This is a genomic window from Kitasatospora sp. NPDC091207 (genome assembly GCF_044768625.1).
In the GTDB taxonomy this organism is placed as follows: domain Bacteria; phylum Actinomycetota; class Actinomycetes; order Streptomycetales; family Streptomycetaceae; genus Kitasatospora.
The window spans coordinates 199,336-220,055 of the sequence record NZ_JBIVVS010000013.1 but is presented as its reverse complement, the minus strand read 5'-3'; the positions used below and the strand labels follow the sequence as shown (position 1 = coordinate 220,055).

Here is a 20,720-nt window from a genome sequence, read left to right as displayed (position 1 = left end):
TCAACTACCTCTAGAGATTGGCGAGTTCGGCGGTGGTCTCGGCGATGGCCGGCGAGCAGGTCATGCCGCGGCCACCGGGGCCGGTGACCAGCCAGACGGCGTCGCGGACCCGCTCCCGGTGGACGACCCGGGTGGTGTCCACGCACTGCGCGTACACCCCGGCCCACCGGCGGCGCACCCGGGGCAGCGGCCGGCCGAGCAGTTCCTCGGCCACCCCGACCAGGTGGTCGTACGGATCCTCGACGACGTCGAAGCCGAACGGCTGGTCGTACTCGTGGGTGTCGCCGATGGTGAGGCCGCCGTCCTCGCGCTGGACCATCAGCAGCTGCATCTTGTGCTCGGCGGCGACCGGCGGCTGGGGCTGCGCGGCCTTCAGTCGCTCCAACGCGTCACCGGCGAAGGCGGGGTAGTAGCGGAAGCTGTCGCCGTCGGCGACCGAGGTGGTGAGCTCCTCGCCGAGCGGGTCGGTCTGCATCATCTGCAGCCGCACCTTGCGGACGGGCAGTTCGGGCGCCAGCTCGCGCACCAGGCCGCCCAGCCAGGCGCCGGTGCAGAGGATGACCAGGTCGCCGGTGTGGACGTCACCGTGGTCGTCCCGGACGGCGTTCTCGCCGATCACCTCGCGCACCTCGCGCCCGGGGAGGAAGGTGTACCGGCCGCCGGCCAGCAGTGCGGCGCGCAGCGCGGGCTGGGCGGTGCGCGGCTCGACGGCGGCGTCCCGGTCGCACCGGAGCGCGCCGAGCAGCTTGCCGCGCAGCGCCGGGTTGGCGGCCCGCGTCTCGGCCGCGTCCAGCAGCCGGTAGCCGCGCGCGGCCGCGTCGGGCAGGGTCATCGCCTGTTCGGCGACGGCGAGTTCGGCCTCGGTGCGGATCGCGGTGAGCGAGCCGTTGGCCCGGAAGCCGAGCTCGGGCACCTTCGCGCCGATCCGCTCCCACAGCTCGCGGGCGCGCAGCGCGGTGTCCAGCTCCTCCCCCGCGGCCCGGCCGCTGACCCAGACCAGTCCGAAGTTGCGCACGGAGGCGCCGCGCGCCTCGGCCTCGCGCTCCAGGTGGACGACCTCATGACCGCGCTCGACGGCCTGCCAGGCGTGCATGGTGCCGAGCACGCCTGCTCCTACGACGATGACTCTCATGCGGCCAGGCTGGTGCCGCGAGGTGGCCGAGGGGAGTCCGAACAGCGGCGCACAGGTGAACCGACCGAAAAGTTGTATAGCCAACCCGGCCGCACGGGCCCGGCCGGGGCGCGTCGGGCCGACCAGCACCGGCCCGACCAGCACCGGCCCGACCGCCGCAGGCCCGCCCGTGACGACCGGCCGGACCCCCGCCGGAGCGCGGCCGGCCGCTCAGCGCACCACGGTCGCCCGCAGGTAGTTGCGCCGCCCGAAGTGGGGCTCGTCCACCACCGTCAGCTCCTCCACCTGGAACCGGTACAGCGCCGCCGCCCCGCCCCCGGTCAGGAACTGCCGCCGGACGTCCTCCTCCCGGGCGAAGGACGGGAACCGCCCCCGGTACGCGGCCAGCGCCGCCTCCGCCTGGTGCCCCCACGCCTCGCCCGCGCTGCCGGTCAGCTGGATCCCGCGCAGTTGCTCCCCGAAGACCGGCGGCGGCAGGAAGACGGTGGCCGACGCCCTGGCCTCCTCGGCCAGGTGGTGGCTGTGCCGGGTGGCGCGCTCGCTGACGAAGTACAGGACGAGGTCGTCGTCGTGGGCGAAGAAGGCCAGGTTGGCGTGCGGGCCGTGCTCGTGGCCGGCGGTGGCGAGCGTGAGCACCATGGCCTCGGCCAGCAGCGCCTCCACGCCCTTGCGGAGTTCCTCGGCGGGCCGGTCACCCCGGGTGGGGTCGAGTCGGTACGGCATCGGCGGCACTTCCCTCCACGGACACGCCGGGGCGCCGCGGCACCCCGGCACGACTGAGCCGGGCGGGTGCCCGTCGAAGGCCCCACGCCCGGCTCACATGCTCTCCCCGCCACCTCGGCCACACAAGGGCCGGGCGGGTCACGGAAGTCAGCGCCGCTGCGCCTCCAGCGACGGCCGGCCACCGGCCGCCGACGCGACGGCGCCCGCGCCCAGCAACGGTCGCAGCGCGCCGTCGCGCGCCCGCTCGACCAGCGGCGCGGCCCGTCCGGCGGCCAGCGCGAGCGGGACCGCCGCCAGGACCCCGACCAGCGCACCGACCAGCACGTCGTGCGGGTAGTGCACGCCGACCCAGACCCGGGAGGCGCCCATCAGCGCGGCGGCGACCGCGGCGACCGCGCCCAGCCGCCGGTCGGCGAACCAGAGCGCCGTCGCGGCGGCGAAGGCGATCACCGTGTGGTTGCTGGGGAAGGACCAGTCACCGGCGCCCGGACAGGCCTCCAGGGTGCCGCGCACCCCGAGCTGGGCGCACGGCCGGACCTCCTCCACCACGCCCTTGAACCCGGAGTTGACGACATAGGCGACGACCACGATCAGCGGCGAGGCCAGCACCCTGGCCATCACGACGGGGCCGGCGCCGCGCGCCCGCCACCACGCCAGGACCATGAGGACGGCGAACAGGCCGAGCCCCAGCGCGGACCAGACCTTGATCACCTGGTCGAGCCAGTGCGGCGCGGCGTCCGCCCACCCGACCACCCGGGTGTAGAGGCCGCCGTCGATTCCGCTGCCGTCGTAGACGGCCAGCGCGCGGGAGGGCGTCATCGGGCGTCACCGCCGTGACGCCGGGCCTTCCGGGCCCGGAACAATTCAAGAACAATCGGGATCACGGAGACAACTACTACCAGACCGATGATGGGAAGCAGGTACCGGTCGATACTGGGCACCGACGAGCCGAGCGCGTATCCGGCCAGCACCACGCCGACGGTCCAGATCACGCCGCCCACCACCTGCCAGAGCGTGAACGTGCGCACCGGCACCTCCAGCACGCCACAGAGCGGGTTGAGCACCGTCCGGACCACCGGGATGAACCGTCCGAGCACGATCGCCTTGCCGTAGCCGTACTTGGCGAGCAGTTCCTCGGCCCGCTCGACACCGTGCTTCAGGCTCTTGTTCTCGGAGCGCTGCAACAGCGCGCGGCCGCCGCGCCGGCCGATCAGGAAGCCGACCTGGGCGCCGATCAGCGCGCCCGCCAAGGCGGCCGGCAGCACCTGGTAGAGCTCCAGCTGCGGCCCCTTGGTGGCACCGGGGACGCAGAGCAGGCCGGCGGTGAACAGCAGCGAGTCGCCGGGCAGGAAGAACCCCACGAGCAGCCCGGTCTCGGCGAAGAGCACGACGGCGATGCCGAGTGCCCCGAAGGCGGCGAGGAGCGAGGAGGCGTCCAGCGGGTTCACCGCGAGAGCGTGAACGGCCGGAGCGACGGACGACTGGAGCAAGGTTGGCGGACCTCCCGTACGTTGGAGGGCGACTTCTGCGGAGCACGCCCTCGACCGTCTACAGTGACGTAGACGGTCTACACGACTGTAGACGAAACCTGGAGGAATCGCCGCCATGTCCGACGTACCGTCCGCCCGCCGGCCCGCCGGGGAGCTGGAGGCCGAGGTGCTGGCCACCCTCTGGGCCGCACGCGAACCGCTGACGCCCCAGGACGTCCAGACGGCCCTCGGCGGCGGCCTCGCACGGACCACCGTCGCGACGATCCTGGCCCGGCTGCACGACAAGGGCACGCTGGAACGCACCCGGGCGGGGCGCGCCTACGCCTACACCCCGACCGTCCAGGACCCGGCCGGCCTCGCCGCCCGCCGGATGCACACCGAGCTGGGGCGGGAGGCGGACCGCTCGACCGTGCTGGCCCGCTTCGTCTCCGACCTCTCCACCGAGGACGAGCGGCTGCTGCGCGAGCTCCTCGGCGGGGGCGCGGACGGGGGCGCGGACGAAGCGACGGGCACCGGCGCGGGCACGGACCCGAGGGGCGCCACCGGACCGGTCGCCCCGTGATCCTCGCCGTCTGGGTACCGCTGCTGCTGCCCTTCCTCGCCGCCCGGCCGGCCCGCCGGCTGGCCGACGCCCTGCCGCCCCGGGCCGCCGCCTGGACCCTGGCCACCGCCTCCGCCGTACTGGCCGTCGGCACGCTCTGCTCGCTCGGCCTGCTGACCGCCGAGGGTCTGCTCCAGCTGCCCGCCGTCGCCGCGCTCGGCCACCTGTCGCTGCCCTGGCCGGCCGCCGACGGCCCCGCCGCGGGGCTCCCGGCCGCCCTGGCCGGAGCGGCGCTGGCCGTCCTGACGACCCTGGCCCTGCGGACCGCCCGCCTGCGCCGGAACGAGCTGCGGACCGCCCGCGCGGCGCTCGGCCCCGTCGACCCCGCGAGCCCCGTCGCCCCTGCGGGCCCGGACACCCCCGATTCCCCCGCCAGGGCGGCGCAGCCGGGTCCGACCGAACCGCACCGCGGTGACCAGCATCCGGACATGCGCCCCCCGTGCGCCTCCATGCGCCGAGCGCGCACCAGCGGTCCCCGGCAGACCACCCGTACGGGCGCCCTCGCGCACTACCTCCACGCCCTCCGACGCCGCGCCCACGCCCTCTTCCACGCCCTGCTCCACCCCGCCGGACAGCACCCGCTGGCCGTCCTGGACGACGACCGGGCCGACGCCTTCGCCCTTCCCGGCCGCCTCCGCCGCCCCGGACGGCCCGGCGAACCGGGACGGATCGTGGTCACCGCCGGGATGCTGCGCGCCCTCAGCGCCCCCGAGCGGGCCGCGCTGCTGGCCCACGAGCGCGCCCACCTCGCCGGCCGCCACCACCTCTTCCTGGCCCTCGCCGAGCACGCCGCCGCCGTCCATCCGGCGCTGCGGCCACTGCGCGCGCCGCTCGGCTACCACCTGGAGCGCTGGGCCGACGAGGTCGCCGCCGAGCAGGTCGGCGACCGCACCGTCACCGCCCGCGCGGTGGGCCGGGCCGCCCTGGCGGCGAGCCGCTCGCCCCGCCCGGCCCGCCCCGGGCTGGCCCCCGCCGCCCACTCCGGCCCGGTCCCGCGCCGGGTCGCGGCCCTGCTGCAACCGCGCCCGGCCGCCTCCGGCACCGGCCGCCGGACCGCCGCCGCGCTCGTCCTCGCCGCCTGCCTGGCGCTGACCACGGCCGCCACCCTGGACGCCGGCGCCGACCTCCACCACACCGTCGAGGCCGCCCAGCAGGAGGCGGGCGGCCCGCGCTGAGCCGCGCCCGGGGCGTGCGCCGGGCCGATTCCCGACGTCGGGACACCCATCACTTGTTGGCATGTCCACTCTGATACCGCTCATCGGCCCTAGTTGGCGGACCCCGTCCCCAGGACCGGGCGACCCCCGTACTCTTTCGTCAGCGCGTCGGCCCCGACGCGCCCTCGATCGGCGGCGAGGAGCAGGACGAGTGCGGCAGACCGGACGGCAGACCCGACGGCCCGGGCCCCGAACTCCGTCGACCTCGGCGGAGCTGGCCAGGCTCCACGACCGCGCCCTGACCGAACCCCTCACCCGCGGCCCGGCCCGGGAGGCCGAGCCGACCGACACCGAACAGCCGCTGTCCGGGCCCCGCCCCGAGATCGGCGACTCCTGGGCCCGCCTGCGCCGCCTCGGGCTGGACCCGGACGCCGGCGCCGCCGCCGTCCACCTGGGCCCCGCCGAGGTCGAGCACCGCCGCCGCGCCAGCGGCCTCGACGTGCTGCTGCCGGTCCTGCGCGACACCTTGCTGGACCCGGCCGACCACGTCCCGCTGATCCTCGCCATCGCCGACGCCGAGGGCCACATCCTCTGGCAGGAGGGCGAACGCGGCCTGCGCCGCAGCGCCGACCGGATCGGCTTCCTCACCGGCGCCCGCTGGATCGAGGAGAGCGTCGGCACCAACGGCATCGCCTCCGCGCTGCGCGCCCAGCGGCCGATGCAGGTCCACTCCGCCGAGCACTACCTGCGCAGCCACCACTCCTGGACGTGCGTCGCCGCCCCCGTGCACGACCCCGGCACCGGCCGGCTGGTCGGCGCCATCAACCTCAGCGGTCCGGCCACCAGCGTCCGGCCCTACCTGCTGCAACTGACCGCCACCGCGGCCCGGCTCGCCGAGACGGAGCTGCGCGCCCGCCGCCTGGAGTCGTTGCACCACCTGCGCACCCTGGCCGCCCCGCTGCTGGCCCGGGTGAACGGCCCGGCCCTGGTGGTCGACGCCGCCGGCTGGATCGCCTGCGCGGCCGGCCTGCCGCCACCCGTCCGGCTGCGACTGCCCGCCGAGGGCTGGAGCTCGGCCGCCGCGCACTGGCTGCCCGGCCTCGGCGAGTGCGTCATCGAGCCGCTCGCCGACGGCTGGCTGGTCCGACCGGTGCGACAGCTGGACGGCGAGCGGACCGGGGAGGGCACCACCGCGGTGACCGCCGAGCAGGCCGAGGGGGCCCGGCTCCGGCTCGACCTGCGCCGGCCGGACCGTCCCGAGCTGTCGGTGCGCGGCGCCGCCGGCAGCTGGTCGCACGCGCTGAGTCCGCGGCACGCCGAACTGCTGCTGCTGCTCGCCACCGAGCGCACCGGGCACAGCGCGGCGCAGCTCGCCGACGCGCTCTTCGGCGATCCGGCCCGCACGGTGACGGTCCGGGCCGAACTGTCCCGGCTGCGGCGCTACCTGGGCGGCCTGCTGGCCCACCGGCCATACCGGTTCGCCGAGTCGGTCCTGGTCACCGTGGACGGGCCGGACGACCCGTACGACCTGCTTCCGGTCTCCTCCGCGCCGGCCGTGCGCCGGCTGCGGGCGGGTCTGGCCTCCGGCGCCGTCCGACTGCCGGGGACTCCCCCGTTACCGGGCCCGCGCACCCCGGGCGACGCGGTCGCCGCGGTGGCGGGGCATCAGCCGCCGGCCAGCAGCGCGGACAGCTGGGCGTCGGTCGGGCCGTAGGTCTGCTCGGCCTCCTCCGAGACCAGGGCGTACGTCCGGTCCAGCCAGGCCCGCACCTTGGGCTTGGAGACCTCCAGCAGCGCGCTGCCGTGAGGGGACTCGAGCGCCAGGTGCAACGTCGAGCCGTGGCACGGGCAGTAGGCCGGCCACAACTTGACGTCGCCCTGGCCGCTCAACGAGCGCAGGCCGTCGCGCAGCAGATCGCGCGAGAACACCCAATCGGCCTCGTCCGGCCGGCCCAGATGGAACGTCAGCAGCACCTCGTACGGGCGCTCGGCGTCGAACCGGAATCGCGTCCGCACCTCGCCGACCACTTCCTCGCCCAACGAGATCCGCAGCGCCAGCACCTCCTCCACCGCCGCCGGAGCGGCGGTGGAGCCTGCCTCATCGCCGCCCGTGGGGGTGGCGGCGAGAGGGGCACTGGAGGGTGCTGACAGCGGGTCGGACGGCATGACGGTCTCTCCGGGACGGCGTGGGATGCCCCCACCCTGCGCCACCACCGGCCGGACGGGCAAGGGTTGCAAGGAGGTTGCAATAATCCCCGTGCCCGCCCGTGACTCCTTACCCACTGTGCTGCCCACCTTGTCAGACGGACCGTCAACTTCCGTTCAGGAAAAGGCTGTCCACGGAGTTGATCGATCCTTCCCGAGGTCTGGCCAGGGGCCGGGCGCCCGCTGGTACGCTCGTCCCCCTGTCGGCGCGGGCCCCCGCGCGTCCATCGGCGGACCCGCACGAGCGACCCCGGACGACCCCGGGTGATCCGGCGGCAGTCCGCCCATGACGGCGATTCGGGCACGTCGGCCGCGCGTGGGAGAATGCGGCGAATTCAGCGACGGCTTCGGGGAGGGAGGGTCGGGGTGGCTCCGCGCGAGGAGATCGGGCAGGACACACAGCGCGGCCGGCACGGTCGGCCGAGGCCGTTCGGCGGCCGGCTCCGGCTGCCGACCCTGCGGTTCTCCGGCGCCGCGATGGCGATGTCCACCGTGGTCGGCATCAGCATCGCCACCACCTGGCTGCTCCACGAGCAGCAGGGGGTCGGACGCCGGGCCGGGGTGGCCCGGGTCGGGTCGAGCCCGCCGCCCACCCCGGGCGCCGACCGCGCCGACCTCGCCTCCGCCCCCGACACCTCACCCGCACCGACCGCGCCGGCGCCCTCCGGACGGCCCTCCGTCCGCCCCTCGGGCCCGACCGCGTCCGATCTCCACGCCTCGTACCCGCCCGTCTCCGGCATCCCCGCGCCCCGGCCGCCCGTCACGGGCACGACCCTGCCGCTCGCCGAGGGCCGCAGCAGCGACCGCGGGCCCGTCGGCACCCCGACGACGGGCACCGTCGTCCCCTCGCCGCGGCAGGACGGCCCCGGGACCACCGCCGGACGGCCTCCCGCGGACCGGCCGCCGTACCAGCAGCCCGGCCTCCCGGACCTCGTCGTCCCACCGTTCCCGTCCCCCTCGCCCTCGCCACAGCGGCCGTTCGCCCCCGCGCCGGCGCCCCTCGCCCCCGAGCTCCGGCCGCCCGGGGGCCAGGACGGCGACGGAACCGGTCCGGCCCCGGACGGCACCGTCGACAACGCGCTCACCGGGTCCGCCGTGGTCCAGCCGCTCGGCCGCGACGGCACCCGCCACCTGCTCGCCCTGACCGTCGCCGAGCCGCTCACCGCGCTCCAGGCCGAACTCCGGCTCGCCCCCGACGAACCGGGCCCCGACGAACCGGCCACCGGCGGCCCCGGCGCCACCGGCACCGCCTGGACCGACCTCGCCGGCGCCGTGGTCACCACCCTCCACGAACGCGGCACCCTGGTCTACCGCTTCACCACCCCGGCGGGCACCGACGTCCCGCCCGGCCGCTACACCTTCGGTGTCCGGAGCAGCCTCCCCGCCACCGCACCCGCCACCGGCGCACCCGCACCGGGCACGCCGGCGTCGGCGGCGCCGTCCCCGGCGGTACCGTCCCCGTTCGTGCCCACGCCGGCCGCCCCCCGCCCCGGGGAGAGCACACCGGACGGTCCCCGCAAGGCCGCCCCGGCCGAGAGCTGGAGCGCCTCCGCGTTCGGCATCCACCGCCCGCGGGCCGTCGCCGCGCTGGGGACGTTCGCCGCCCCGGCGAGTTGACCGACCGTCCGACAACCCGACAGGTCACCGCCTTGATCGGGCTCGTCCCGACAACCCCGTTCGTTACTGTGGGTACCACTCGGCACGGCAGCCCCGACTCGGGTCCCGCACGCCGTGCCACCGCATCCGAGGAGGAGTTCGTGTCCACGGTCCTGACCCAAGGCGGCAACGCCCCGCTGACCGCCGCGCGGGTGACCGTCGAGGTCACCGCACCCAAGGCGCTGGACGTCTCCGGCCTGCTCCTGACCGATGCCGGAAAGGTGCGCTCGGACGCCGACTTCGTGTTCTTCAACGCTCCGAACGGCCCGGGTGTCACCCACCGCCCGGCCTCCGGCGGCACCCCGGACGCGATCACCATCGACACCTCCGCCGTCCCGGCCGGCATCACCAAGATCGTCGTCACGGCGAGCCCCGACGAGTCGGGCGCCACCTTCGCCGGCATGGAGCCGACCGCGACCGTCCGGGACGCCGCCTCCGGCCAGGTCCTGGCCACCTTCACCGCGCCCCAGCTGGGCCGCGAGACCGCGCTGATCGTGGTCGAGGTCTACCAGCGCAACGGCGCGTGGAAGGTCCGCGCGGTCGGCCAGGGCTACGCCAACGGCCTGGCCGGCATCGCCACCGACTTCGGTGTCACGGTGGAGGACGAGCCCGCCCCGGCGGCCGCCGCCCCGGTCGCCGCCCCCGTGGCCGCCCCGGTCGCCCCGCCGATGCCGCAGAGCGCTCCCCCGATGCCGCCGGCCCCGCCCGCGCCGCCCGCCGCCGCCGCCGCCGCGCCGAGCCTCACCAAGGTCACCCTGGACAAGGGCCGGGTGAGCCTCACCAAGGGCGGCTCGGTCTCGCTGGAGAAGAACGGCAAGCCCTTCCTCTCCTCCGTCCGGATGGGCCTCGGCTGGGAGCCCGCCGGCCGCGGCCGCAACATCGACCTGGACGCCTCCTGCATCGCCTTCGACGCCAAGCGCGAGAAGATGGACACCGCCTGGTTCATGAAGCTGGGGATCTTCAACGGCGCCGTGGCCCACTCCGGCGACAACCTCACCGGCGAGGGCGGCGGTGACGACGAGTCGATCACCGTCCACCTCGACGGCCTGCCGCCCGAGGTCTGCGGCCTGGTCTTCGTGGTCAACTCCTTCTCCGGCCAGAAGTTCACCGACGTCAAGAACGCCTACTGCCGTCTGGTGGACGCGGGCTCCGGCCAGGAGCTGGTCCGTTTCGACCTCACCTCGTCCGAGCCGCACACCGGCGTGGTGATGTGCAAGCTGGTCCGTCAGTACTCCGGCGAGTGGGTGATGACGGCGATCGGCGAGTACGTGGACGCCAAGACCGCCCGCGCCATGGTCAAGCCCGCCGCCTCGATGCTCTGACGCCCCGGGTGCCCGGGCCCGCCGCCCGGGCACCCGAAAACGGCTGGTCCCCGGACCGCCGGCCTGACATCCTGTCCGGATGCTGATCAGGGAAGCCACCCCCGCGGACTGGCCGTCCGTCTGGCCGTTCTTCCACACCATCGCCGCCGCCGGCGAGACGTTCACCTACCCGCTCGACCTGACCTTCGAGCAGGGGCGTGACTGGTGGCTCCTCCCCGCCCCGAGCCGTACCGTGGTGGCCGTCGACGAGGACGGCACCGTCCTCGGCAGCGCCAAGATGAACCGCAACCACCAGGGCAACGGCTCGCACATCGCGAGCGCCAGTTACATGGTCGACCCGGCGCACTCCGGCCGGGGCGTCGGGCGCGCCCTCACCGCGTACACCCTGGACTGGGCACGGGCCGCGGGCTACCGCGCCATGCAGTTCAACGCGGTGGTGGCCTCCAACGAGCGCGCGGTGCGGCTGTACCGGTCGCTCGGCTTCGAGATCCTGGGCACCCTCCCCGAGGGCTTCCACCACCCCGTCCACGGCTACGTCGGCCTGCACGTCATGCACCGCGCGCTCTAGGCCCCTACTCCTCGATCGCGCCGCCGACCCGGCGCAGATGCCGCCGGAAGCTGTACGAGGGATCGGCCGCCCGGCGCGCCAGGTAGTCGTCGAACGCGGTCTGCCGGCGCAGCGTGTCGCCGGAGCGGATCCGCTCCGCCTGCGCGCGTTCGGTCCGCGCGATCCCGACGGCCGTCTCCAGCACCTCGTCCAGTCGCGCGGCCGGCACGAACAGCAGGCCGTCGGCGTCCCCGAACACCACGTCCTCGGCGCTCACCAGGTGCGCCCCGAACCGGGCGGTGACCAGCGCCTCCGGCTCCCGCGGGTCGAGCCGCACCGGACCGAGCGGCAACGCGCCGTAGCTGAACACCGGCAGCCCGATCTCGACCAGCTCCGACGTGTCCCGGTGCAGGCCCCACACCGCCACCCCGGCCACCCCGGCGGACCGCGCCTCCAGTACCGCGAGGTCCCCGACGCAGGCCTCGTCGACCCGCCCGCCGTTGTCGACCACCAGCACGTCCCCGGATCCGGCCGCGCCGTACGCCTCCAGGAACACGTCGACGCTCCCGTAGTGCCGCACCGGCAGCACCCGCCCCGCGACCCGGTGCCCCGCCACCACCGGCCCGACCCCCGCCGGCGCCGCCCGCAGCTCCACCCCCAGCCGCACGCACGCGTCCGCCACCAACGGCGTCGACAACTCCGCGAAGGCCTTCAGCATCCCCAACTCCTCTCACCGGAAATCAAGTTCACCAGCAACGCGATCGTAGGCCCGCCCCGGACTCACACCATCGAGTGAAAGCGGACCGTGTACGGCATAGATCGTCGAAGCCTCGACTAGCGTGACTCGCACCTGAAGGAGGGGCATCATGAGTGCTGTGGCGCATGAGCAACCGATCTCGGACTCCCCGTCGGAGGAAGACCTCCTCCTGGAGGGCTTCCTGAGCCTGCACTCCCCCGAAGGCTTCCGGGCCGAGCTCATCGAGGGAGAGATCATCGTGGCACCACCGCCGGACGGCGATCACGAGGACTACATCGGCTTGCTGATCGACCAGGTGAGCCGCCGGGCAGAGGTCCACATGCAGGTCTCCGGCGGAAAGGGCCTACGCCTGGAGAGCGGCGGGCTCTGCCCGAAGAACCACGTCATCCCGGACGCGACCTTCGCTCCGATGGAACTCCGCCTCTTCCGCGGCGCCCCGTCCTGGATGGACCCCCAGGGCGTGGCCATGGTCGCCGAGGTGACGTCCACCAAGCCCGACCAGGACCGGATCGCCAAGCGGCACTGCTACGCCCGTGCCGCGATCCCGCTCTACCTGCTGATCGACCGCGAACGCTCCCAGGTCAGCGTCTTCGGCACGCCGCACCGCGACGAGTACACCGAAGTGCACATCGCCGCCTTCGGCGAGCCGCTCGACCTGCCCGCCCCCTTCGGCTTCGAGCTGGACACCAAGCCCTTCCTGTAGACCGGGCGGCCTCCGGACCCGGCGACCCGGAGGCCCGGAGACGACGAACGGCCCGCACCCCCCTTCCACAAGGGGTGCGGACCGTTCGCGGTCCGGTGCCTCAGCCCCGCGTCGCCATGGCGCGCAGGAAGAAGGTCAGGTTGGCGGGGCGCTCGGCCAGCCGGCGCATGAAGTAGCCGTACCACTCCTCGCCGTAGGGCAGGTACACCCGCATGGTGTTGCCCTCGCCGGCCAGGCGCAGCTGCTCCTCGGGGCGGATGCCGAACAGCATCTGGTACTCGAAGGAGTCGCGCTTGCGGCCGTTCCACTGGGCGAGCTGGCCGGCGATCTTGATCATGTTGGGGTCGTGCGAGGCGATCATCGGGTAGCCCTCACCGGCCATCAGGACCTTCAGCGCGCGGACGTACGCGAGGTCCACCTCGTGCTTGCCCTGGAAGGCGACCGACTCGGGCTCCTTGTAGGCGCCCTTGCACAGCCGCACCCGGGAGCCCGCGCCGGCGAACTCGCGGCAGTCGGCCTCGGTGCGGCGCAGGTAGGCCTGGAGCACGACGCCCAGCCAGGGGAAGTCGGCCCGCAGCTCGCGCGCGATGGCGAGGGTGGAGTCGGTGGTGGTGTGGTCCTCCATGTCGAGGGTCACCGTGGTGCCCGCGTCGGCGGCCGCCTCGCAGATCCGGCGGGCGTTCTCCAGCGCGATCTTCTCGCCGTCCACCGGGAGGAACTGGCCGACGGCCGACAGCTTCACCGAGACCTCGGCGCCGGCCGCCAGGCCGGTGTCCTTGAGCGCGGCGAGCAGGTGCTCGTACGCCTCGGCGGTCCCGGCGGCCTGGGCGGCGTCCTTGGTGTCCTCACCGAGGTGGTCCAGGGTGACCTTGCGGCCGGTGGCGACCAGGTCGTCGCAGGCGGTGACGGCGTCGTCGAGGGCCTCGCCGGCGACGAACCGCTCGACTATCGCGTGGGTCGGCGGGAACTTCTCGACAACGGTGCGGACCTGCGGGGAGCGGGAGGCCGCGAGAAGGGCGGAACGGAGCATCGTGACTCCTGGAGCTGGTGCTTCTAAGGGTGACAGGAGAGGAGGACGGGGGCGGGCGGCCGGGGGTGGGGCCGCCCGCCCCCGGGGACGCCCGGCTGCGGGACCGGGCGTCGGCGGGGCAGGTCAGCCCATGTGCGGGTAGCGGTAGTCCGTCGGCGGGACGAAGGTCTCCTTGACCGAACGGGTCGAGGTCCAGCGCGCCAGGTTCTGCTTGGCGCCGGCCTTGTCGTTGGTCCCGGACGCCCGGCCGCCGCCGAAGGGCTGCTGGCCGACGACCGCGCCGGTCGGCTTGTCGTTGATGTAGAAGTTGCCGGCCGCGAACCGCAGCTTGTGCATCGCGTCCTGGGCGGCCGCGCGGTCCTGGGAGATGATCGAGCCGGTCAGGCCGTACGGCGACACCGACTCCATCTGGGCCAGCATCTGCTCGTAGTTCTCGTCCTCGTAGACGTGCACCGCGAGGATCGGGCCGAAGTACTCGTCCTTGAAGTACTCGCCGGCCGGGTCCTGGCAGACCAGCACGGTCGGGCGGACGAAGTAGCCCACCGAGTCGTCGTACGTGCCGCCGGCCAGCACCTCGACCGACGGGTCCGCCTGGGCCCGGTCGATCGCGGCCTTGTTCTTGGCGAAGGAGCGCTCGTCGATGACGGCCGACATGAAGTTCGACAGGTCGCTGACGTCGCCCATGGTGAGGCCCTCGACCTCGTCGCGGAAGGCGTCCTTGAGGCCGGCCCACAGCGAGGCGGGGACGTACGCCCGGGAGAGCGCCGAACACTTCTGGCCCTGGAACTCGAAGGCGCCGCGGGTCATCGCGGTCTTCAGCACGGCCGGGTCGGCGGACGGGTGGGCGACCAGGAAGTCCTTGCCGCCGGTCTCGCCGACGATCCGCGGGTAGGTGCGGTAGCCGGCGATGTTCTCGCCGACCGTGCGCCACAGGTGCTGGAAGGTCGCGGTGGAGCCGGTGAAGTGGATGCCCGCCAGCGACGGGTGCTTCAGCGCGACGGCGGAGACGTCCAGGCCGTCGCCGGTCACCATGTTGATGACGCCCTTGGGCAGCCCGGCCTCCTCCAGCAGCTGCATCAGCAGGTGCGCGGAGAACTGCTGGGTCGGGGACGGCTTCCAGAGCACCACGTTGCCCATCAGCGCCGGCGCGGTCGGCAGGTTGCCGGCGATGGCGGTGAAGTTGAACGGGGTGATCGCGTAGACGAAGCCCTCCAGCGGGCGGTGGTCGCTGCGGTTCCAGACACCGTCCGAGGAGATCGGCTGCTCGGCCAGGATCTGCCGGGCGAAGTGCACGTTGAAGCGCAGGAAGTCGACCAGCTCGCACGGGGTGTCGATCTCGGCCTGCTGGGCGGTCTTGGACTGGCCGAGCATGGTGGCGGCGGCCAGGGTCTCGCGCCAGGGGCCGGCCAGCAGGTCGGCGGCGCGGAGGAAGATCGCGGCGCGCGAGTCGAAGGAGAGCGCCTGCCAGGCCGGGGCAGCGGCCAGGGCAGTGTCGATGGCGTCCTGCGCGTCGGCCTGGGTGGCGTTGCGCAGCGTTCCGAGCCTCGCCGCGTGGTTGTGCGGCTGGACGACGTGGATCTCGGTGCCGCCGCCGAGGCGACGCTCACCGTTGATCGTCATGGTCAGCTGGACCGGCTCCTGGCCGCCCAGCTCCTTCAGCTTGGCCTCCAGGCGAGCCCGTTCCGGGCTGCCGGGGGCGTAGCTGTGGACCGGCTCGTTCACCGGCGCGGGGACCTGGGTCACAGCATCCATGAGCGCACGCTCTCCTTCGGTTCATGCGGGATGCCGACGCGGGTCGCACGTCGGCCACAGGACGAACGCTATTCCTGCACCGGGCCCCACTTGATTGGCCTGGCGGCTAAAGTCCCCCGTACGGCGTTGTCCGGACCGACGAAGGGATCACGGGGCGGTCACGGTCGCCGCCGCGCGAGCGGTGACACCGGCGGGACCGGTCCACCGGTCGGGGACCGGCCGCTCACCGCCCCCAGTCCTGTCCGCCCGGCTAAAATCGGCGGTACGCCGTTGTCCGTCCGCATGAAGGAGCCGCCGGTGTCCCAGCCCGCCGGCCTCCCGCTCCGTCAACTGCTGATGTCCCTCGGCGAACCGCTGGTCGAGCTCCAGGCCGCCCCCCAGGGGCTGGACGTCCCGGTCCGCGACGTCGCGATCCTCGACCCCGAGGACCCTCCCACCGCCGCTCCCGGCGAACTCGTGCTCGCCATCGGCGCACGGGGCCGGGCCGCGCTCCCGGCCCTGCGCGCGGCCGGCCGGGCCGGCGCCGCCGCCGTCGCGGTCAAGCTGGACGGCCCCGGCCAGGCCGACGCGCTGCGGGAGGCGGCCACCGAGGCGGGCGTGGCCCTGCTCTCCGTCCGCCGGGAGACCCGCTGGGAGCACCTGGACTCGCTCGCCCGCGCGATCATCGCCGGGCCGGACACCCCGGACGCCCCGGGCGCCCCCGAGCACAACGCGGGCGACCTCTTCTCGCTCGCCCAGACCGTCGCCGTGCTCACCCACGGCATCGTCTCGATCGAGGACACCTCCAGCCGGGTGCTCGCCTACTCCCGGTCCTCCGACTCCGACGAGGTGGACGACCTCCGCCGGCTCTCCATCCTCGGCTGGCAGGGCCCCGAGCCCTACCTCTCGAAGCTCCGCGAGTGGGGCATCTTCCAGCACCTGCGCACCTCGGACTCGGCGATCGCGGTCGATCCGCACCCGGAGCTCGGCCTGCGCCGGCGCCTGGCGATCGGCATCCGGACGGGGGCGCAGCCGCTCGGGACGATCTGGGTGCAGGAGGGTGCCCAGCCGCTGGCGCCGCTCGCCGAGCAGGCGCTGGTCGGCGCGGCCCGGGTGGCGGCGGCGCAGCTGGTCCGGCGGCGGCGGGAGCTGTCGGCGGACGTCCGGCTGACCCGCACGCTGCTCACCGGTCTGCTGGAGGGCTCGACCGGCCCGCAGTCGCTCGCCACCCACCTGGGCCTGGACCTGCGCCGCCCGGCCACCGTGCTGGCGTACAGCGCGCCGACCACCGAGGCGCTCACCCGCGCCGAGGTGACCGGCCTGATCTCGGTGCACACCGCCGCCCGCCATCGCGGCGCGCTGCTCGCCCCGATCGAGTCCCGGGTCTACGTGCTGCTGCCGGAGCTGCCGGCCGGTCTGCCGATGACGACGGTCCGCGACTGGGCGCGGGAGGTGGTGGAGGCGGCCCGGGACCACCTGGGTGTCCCGTTGCGGGCGGCGATCGGCTCGACGGTGGACGGCCTGGCCCAGGTGCCCGACTCCCGGGCCCAGGCGGACCGGATCCTGGACGCCATGGGCCGCGGCGGGGTGGACCTGGAGGTCGCGGCCCTGATCGACGTCCAGGCGGAGGTCCTGGTCAGCGAGATGCTGGCGCTGCTGCAGGAGCGCTCGGGCCTGCGCGACCCCCGGCTGACCGCGCTGACCGCGTACGACCGCCGGCACGGCACCCGGCTCGCGGAGTCGGTGCTGGCCTGGCTGGACGCGCTCGGCGAGGTCCGGGTCGCGGCGGACGCGCTGCACATCCACCCCAACACCCTGCGGTACCGGGTGCGCCGGGCCGAGCAGCTCACCGGGGTCGACCTCGCACAGCCGCAGCAGCGGCTGCTGGCCATGCTCCAGCTGCGACTGCCGCCGGAGTAGGTCCGGGAGCAGCCTCGTGGTCCGGACCGCCGGGAAGGCCGGGCCGGACGGCCGGGCCGGGAAGGACGGGCCCGCGCGCCGGTGGCCGGACGCCGGGAAGGGGCCCGCCGAAGCGAACCCCTCCCCTCACCGCGGTGCTACCGGATCAGGCGCCGTAGCCCTGACCGCGCTTGTGCTCGTTCAGGCGGTGCCAGGGGCCGGTGATGGCCAGCTGGATGCCCGGGGTCTGGATGTTGGCGAACAGGGTCTTGCCGTCGTCCGAGAAGGTCACCCCGGTGAACTCGCTGAACTCCGGCTTCTCGGCGGTGCCGATGTTCAGCTCGTTGCGGGCGATCGGGTAGGTCAGCCCGTCCTCGGTGGCGCCGAACAGGTGCGAGACACCCTCGCCGTCCTCGGCGATCACGATGCCGCCGTACGGCGAGACGGTGATGTTGTCCGGGCCGTCGAAGTTGTCGTGGTCGCCCCAGACGTCGGTGTTGACGCCGAGCAGCACCTTCAGGGTGATGGTGCGGCGGACAGGGTTGAAGAACCAGACCTGGCCGTCGTGCTGGAGCGGGCTCTCCGAGCGGGCGAAGCTGGAGACGAAGTAGAAGCCGCCGTCACCCCACCACATGCCCTCCAGCTTGCGGGCGCGGGTGACCTCGCCGTCCTTGAACTGCTTGCGGACCGAGACCGTCTTGGCGTCGCGGTCCTGGACCTTGACCCAGTCCACGCCGTAGGTGGTGCCGACCTCGGTGGCGCGCGACAGGTCGTCGATGAACTTGCCCTGCGCGTCGAAGACCTTGAAGGCCTCCAGCGTGCCGGCGTCGGCGGCCAGCTTGCGCAGCTGGTAGCGGCCGTGCTTGAAGCCGGCCGGCGGGGTCCAGCGGAACAGCAGTCCGTTGGGGTTCGAGGCGTCCTCGGTCAGGTAGACGTGACCGCGCTTCGGGTCCACCACGACGGCCTCGTGCGCGTAACGGCCGAAGGCCTTCACGGGCTGCGGGTCGCGGTTGTAGTCGTCGTCGAACGGGTCGACCTCGAAGATGTAGCCGTGGTCCTTGGTGAAGCCGTTCTTGCCGGCCTTGTCCTCGGTCTCCTCACCGGACAGCCAGGTGCCCCAGGGGCTCACGCCACCGGCGCAGTTGGTGGCGGTACCGGCGATGCCGACCCACTGCTCGACCGTGCCGTTGCGCTTGGCGTGCACGATGGTGCAGCCACCGGCCGCGCCCGGGTCGTAGACGTGGCCCTCGGTCAGCGGCACCGGGTAGGGCCAGTTGGCGCGGGCGCCGCCCAGCTCGTGGTTGACGACCAGCAGGTTGCCGCCGCGCTCGTCCTCGAAGGCGGAGGTGCCGTCGTGGTTGCTGGGGGTGAACTCGCCGGTGCGCAGCTTGGTGACGCCGGCCCGGTTCACCACCTTGTAGCTGAAGCCCTTGGGCAGGGCGAGCAGCTTCTCCGGGTCGGCGGCCAGCGGGCCGTAGCCGACGGCGGCGCGCTCGGCGTCGGCCGTCGCGGCGTCCTGCACCTCACCGCCGACCGGAGCGGCGATCGCGCCCGGGGCGCTGGCCAGCGCCTCGGCGCTGCCGGCGATCAGGACACCGGCCCCGACGAGGGTGGAACGGTTCACGAAGTCCCGGCGGGACAGCGACATGTGAGTCACTCCTGAGAGGTGGGCCGCCGACCGGGACGGAGCCCGGTGCGTGGCGTGCGAGGCGTCGAGGCAGGTCGTCGACGCCAGCAGACTCCGCCGCCGCGGTGAACGCCCGGTGAAGCGGATGCCTCGTCAGAGTGTTCATTTGCCGACCGTATTCGAATGCATGACCAGCCCTTTGCCATGCGTACCACAGGTCACCGCGCCAGGACACCGTGCCACCGCGCCGCGTCACGGTGCCGCGTCACGGTGCCGCGGCGCCGCGGCACCGTCCGCCGCTCACCGGGCCGCGCGGGCCGCCCGCCACTGCTCCCAGGCCGCGAGCCAGAGCTGCTCGCCGAGCCGCTGCCCCTCCCAGCCGTCGCCCGCCCCGGCCGCCCGGTCCCGCCAGAGCTGCTCCCAGGCGCGCTGCGCGGGCAGGCTCGCCACCTCGCTGGCGAACACCGTGTAACGGATGACCTCCTCGACCGCGGCCACCCCCTCCGCCGTGCCGACCACCCACTGGGTCTGCCGCGAGAGCCGGTTGAGGTGGTTGACCATCGCCGTCACCGACGCGACCGCCTCCTCGCGGCTCTCCGAGCCGAGCCGCATCTGCCGGCGCACCGCGGCCTCCCAGCGCAGCGCGCCGGTCTCGCCGCGCAGCCCGCGCGGCAACCGGGGCGTCCGGCCGGCCCGGACCTGCGCCTCGATCGCCGCGGACTCGGCGATGCAGTGCTCGATCACCGCCCGGTGCGCCTCCAGCCCGGCGGACGGCGCGAGTTCGCGCTCCTCGACCGGGACGTACCGGGCCCGGCGGGCGGCGAGGCCGCGCAGCAACGCGGTCCGGCCGCGCAGATGCCGCTCGACGTCCTCGATCGGCGCCAGTTCGAGGCTGCCCGGCGCCACTCCGCGCCCGCAGACGGTGACGGTCAGCCCGGCCACCCGGAACCGGCCCGCCCAGACCGGGCCGGCGCCGGAGGTGGTGCCGAGGCCGGGCACCGGGGCGTCCGGCCGGTCCCAGAGGTCGCGCAGGTCCTCGTGGACCTCCACCGCGCACGGCTCGCCGCCGACGGTGATCCACTCGCGCAGCGCCCGGACCCGGCCCGGGCCGTCGCCCTCGTCGACGCCGAGCTGCTCGTAGACCCGGTCGCGCTCGTCCTCGACCACGTCCTCCAGATCGGGCAGCGCGCCGGGCCGGTCGGCGCCGGGCCGATAGGTGCGCACGGTGACGTACGGGCCGTCGGCACAGGTCCAGTCGCCGGAGCAGACCTCGACCCAGGACAGCCGGCCGTCACAGGTCTCGAACGCGGCCAGCGCGTCACCGTCCGGGCCCACGCCCCGCACGACGCCGTACACCGGGAAGTCGGCCGCGGCCAGGGTGCGGCGGGAGAACTCCTCCTGGTCGGCGAAGCGGTCCTCCCGTCCGCACGGGTCCATCCACCGCGCGCCGTCCCCCCGGAGACCGTCCTGCCTGCCACCGCTCTCCCGCGTCATCCCGCGCCGCACCCCCATGTCCTCGCCGCCCTCAAAGCCTGCGGGACACCCTACGTGGCCCGACCTGCCGGGTCATCAGCTCCTTTGCCCCGCCGAGTGGATCGATACCCGTGCCACCGTGTCAGGGCACCTGTTTGTCAGTCCCGCTTCCTACGCTGTCGGGCATGACCGCAACCCAGGCCTTTCCGGCCCGCATCAGCATCGTCACCCTCGGGGTGACGGACCTCGACCGCAGCGCCCGCTTCTACGAGGACCTCGGGTGGCGCCGTTCCACGGTCTCCAGCCCGGAGATCGTCTGGTTCCGCACCGCCGACTCGGTGCTCGGCCTCTTCCCGAGCGACGAGCTGGCCGCCGACGCGGGCGTCCCCGCACTCGGCGAGCCGTCGTTCCGGGGTGTCACCCTCGCGGTGAACCTGGAGTCGCCCGAGCGGGTCGACGCCGCCCTGAGGACGGCCGTCGAGGCCGGCGCCACCGTGGTCAAGCCCCCGGCCGCGACCAGCTGGGGCGGCTACTCCGGCTACTTCGAGGACCCGGACGGCCACCTCTGGGAGCTGGCCCACAACCCGTTCTTCCCCTTCACCGAGGACGGCTCGCTGGACCTCCCGTGACCGGCCGGGCGCACCGCCCCGCCCCCCGCCGGCCCCCGCCG

At 74.3% G+C, this 20,720-nt stretch carries 19 protein-coding genes; 9 read left to right on the top strand and 10 right to left on the bottom strand.

All coding sequences use genetic code 11. The features are described 5' to 3' along the window. Window positions 1-10: 10 nt before the first annotated feature. From ACIQTO_RS22450 to ACIQTO_RS22435, 4 genes are all read right to left on the bottom strand, one after another. Window positions 11-1,132, bottom strand: coding sequence for a TIGR03364 family FAD-dependent oxidoreductase (locus tag ACIQTO_RS22450; RefSeq protein WP_402390716.1), 1,122 nt, complete (start codon window positions 1,130-1,132; stop codon window positions 11-13). A 210-nt stretch (window positions 1,133-1,342) separates the two neighbouring features. Continuing rightward, a complete protein-coding gene (locus tag ACIQTO_RS22445; RefSeq protein WP_402390713.1) occupies window positions 1,343-1,855 on the bottom strand; it encodes a pyridoxamine 5'-phosphate oxidase family protein in 513 nt (170 codons plus the stop codon). A 147-nt stretch (window positions 1,856-2,002) separates the two neighbouring features. Continuing rightward, window positions 2,003-2,674, bottom strand: coding sequence for a phosphatase PAP2 family protein (locus tag ACIQTO_RS22440; RefSeq protein ID WP_402390711.1), 672 nt, complete (start codon window positions 2,672-2,674; stop codon window positions 2,003-2,005). Then, window positions 2,671-3,303 (bottom strand): DedA family protein, encoded by a 633-nt coding sequence (locus tag ACIQTO_RS22435; RefSeq protein ID WP_402390708.1) that lies wholly within the window; start codon window positions 3,301-3,303, stop codon window positions 2,671-2,673. The genes ACIQTO_RS22440 and ACIQTO_RS22435 overlap by 4 nt, the downstream gene beginning before the upstream one ends. Window positions 3,304-3,460: 157 nt before the next feature. Between ACIQTO_RS22435 and ACIQTO_RS22430 the strand changes: the two genes are divergently transcribed. The 3 genes from ACIQTO_RS22430 (at window position 3,461) to ACIQTO_RS22420 (ending at window position 6,814) form a co-directional block, all read left to right on the top strand. Further along, complete coding sequence (locus ACIQTO_RS22430) at window positions 3,461-3,907, top strand: BlaI/MecI/CopY family transcriptional regulator (RefSeq protein ID WP_402390705.1); 447 nt, start codon at window positions 3,461-3,463, stop codon at window positions 3,905-3,907. Beyond that, a complete protein-coding gene (locus ACIQTO_RS22425) occupies window positions 3,904-5,121 on the top strand; it encodes a M56 family metallopeptidase (protein WP_402390702.1) in 1,218 nt (405 codons plus the stop codon). Before ACIQTO_RS22430 ends, ACIQTO_RS22425 begins: the two co-directional genes overlap by 4 nt. Before the next feature lie 190 nt (window positions 5,122-5,311). Then, entirely contained in the window at window positions 5,312-6,814 is a 1,503-nt protein-coding gene (locus ACIQTO_RS22420; RefSeq protein ID WP_402390700.1) for a GAF domain-containing protein, read from the top strand. Here the strand turns inward: ACIQTO_RS22420 and ACIQTO_RS22415 are convergent. Next, entirely contained in the window at window positions 6,766-7,266 is a 501-nt protein-coding gene (locus ACIQTO_RS22415) for an SsgA family sporulation/cell division regulator (protein ID WP_402390698.1), read from the bottom strand. The genes ACIQTO_RS22420 and ACIQTO_RS22415 overlap by 49 nt on opposite strands. Before the next feature lie 405 nt (window positions 7,267-7,671). Between ACIQTO_RS22415 and ACIQTO_RS22410 the strand changes: the two genes are divergently transcribed. The 3 genes from ACIQTO_RS22410 to ACIQTO_RS22400 all read left to right on the top strand — a co-directional run bounded on the left by ACIQTO_RS22410 (window position 7,672) and on the right by ACIQTO_RS22400 (window position 10,851). Continuing rightward, a complete protein-coding gene (locus tag ACIQTO_RS22410) occupies window positions 7,672-8,922 on the top strand; it encodes a hypothetical protein (RefSeq protein WP_402390695.1) in 1,251 nt (416 codons plus the stop codon). 152 nt (window positions 8,923-9,074) lie between these two features. Continuing rightward, a complete protein-coding gene (locus ACIQTO_RS22405) occupies window positions 9,075-10,283 on the top strand; it encodes a TerD family protein (RefSeq protein ID WP_402390746.1) in 1,209 nt (402 codons plus the stop codon). 79 nt (window positions 10,284-10,362) lie between these two features. Next, window positions 10,363-10,851, top strand: a complete 489-nt coding sequence (locus tag ACIQTO_RS22400) for a GNAT family N-acetyltransferase (protein WP_402390692.1) — start codon at window positions 10,363-10,365, stop codon at window positions 10,849-10,851. A 4-nt stretch (window positions 10,852-10,855) separates the two neighbouring features. On the opposite strand, the gene ACIQTO_RS22395 is transcribed toward ACIQTO_RS22400, so the two are convergent. Further along, window positions 10,856-11,548: an RraA family protein gene (locus ACIQTO_RS22395; RefSeq protein WP_402390690.1), complete on the bottom strand. Its 693-nt coding sequence runs from the start codon at window positions 11,546-11,548 to the stop codon at window positions 10,856-10,858. Window positions 11,549-11,696: 148 nt separating this feature from the next. On the opposite strand from ACIQTO_RS22395, the gene ACIQTO_RS22390 reads away from it, so the two are divergent. Further along, window positions 11,697-12,290: a Uma2 family endonuclease gene (locus tag ACIQTO_RS22390; protein WP_402390687.1), complete on the top strand. Its 594-nt coding sequence runs from the start codon at window positions 11,697-11,699 to the stop codon at window positions 12,288-12,290. Window positions 12,291-12,390: 100 nt separating this feature from the next. Here ACIQTO_RS22390 and ACIQTO_RS22385 read toward each other — a convergent pair whose 3' ends face one another. Beyond that, window positions 12,391-13,320 (bottom strand): proline dehydrogenase family protein, encoded by a 930-nt coding sequence (locus tag ACIQTO_RS22385; protein WP_402390684.1) that lies wholly within the window; start codon window positions 13,318-13,320, stop codon window positions 12,391-12,393. Window positions 13,321-13,443: 123 nt separating this feature from the next. Further along, window positions 13,444-15,072, bottom strand: coding sequence for an L-glutamate gamma-semialdehyde dehydrogenase (gene pruA / locus ACIQTO_RS22380; protein ID WP_402390681.1), 1,629 nt, complete (start codon window positions 15,070-15,072; stop codon window positions 13,444-13,446). 297 nt (window positions 15,073-15,369) lie between these two features. On the opposite strand from pruA, the gene ACIQTO_RS22375 reads away from it, so the two are divergent. Then, window positions 15,370-16,971 carry a PucR family transcriptional regulator gene (locus ACIQTO_RS22375; protein ID WP_402390678.1) on the top strand — a complete coding sequence of 534 codons (1,602 nt, stop codon included), beginning with the start codon at window positions 15,370-15,372 and terminating at the stop codon, window positions 16,969-16,971. 145 nt (window positions 16,972-17,116) lie between these two features. On the opposite strand, the gene ACIQTO_RS22370 is transcribed toward ACIQTO_RS22375, so the two are convergent. Both ACIQTO_RS22370 and ACIQTO_RS22365 read right to left on the bottom strand, forming a co-directional pair. Beyond that, the gene (locus ACIQTO_RS22370) at window positions 17,117-18,598 is read right to left on the bottom strand and encodes an alkaline phosphatase PhoX (protein ID WP_402390674.1); all 1,482 of its coding nucleotides are present in this window, start codon (window positions 18,596-18,598) and stop codon (window positions 17,117-17,119) included. A gap of 279 nt (window positions 18,599-18,877) precedes the next feature. Beyond that, window positions 18,878-20,014 (bottom strand): hypothetical protein, encoded by a 1,137-nt coding sequence (locus ACIQTO_RS22365; RefSeq protein ID WP_402390672.1) that lies wholly within the window; start codon window positions 20,012-20,014, stop codon window positions 18,878-18,880. A 221-nt stretch (window positions 20,015-20,235) separates the two neighbouring features. Between ACIQTO_RS22365 and ACIQTO_RS22360 the strand changes: the two genes are divergently transcribed. Next, the gene (locus ACIQTO_RS22360) at window positions 20,236-20,679 is read left to right on the top strand and encodes a VOC family protein (RefSeq protein WP_402390669.1); all 444 of its coding nucleotides are present in this window, start codon (window positions 20,236-20,238) and stop codon (window positions 20,677-20,679) included. Window positions 20,680-20,720: the final 41 nt, after the last annotated feature.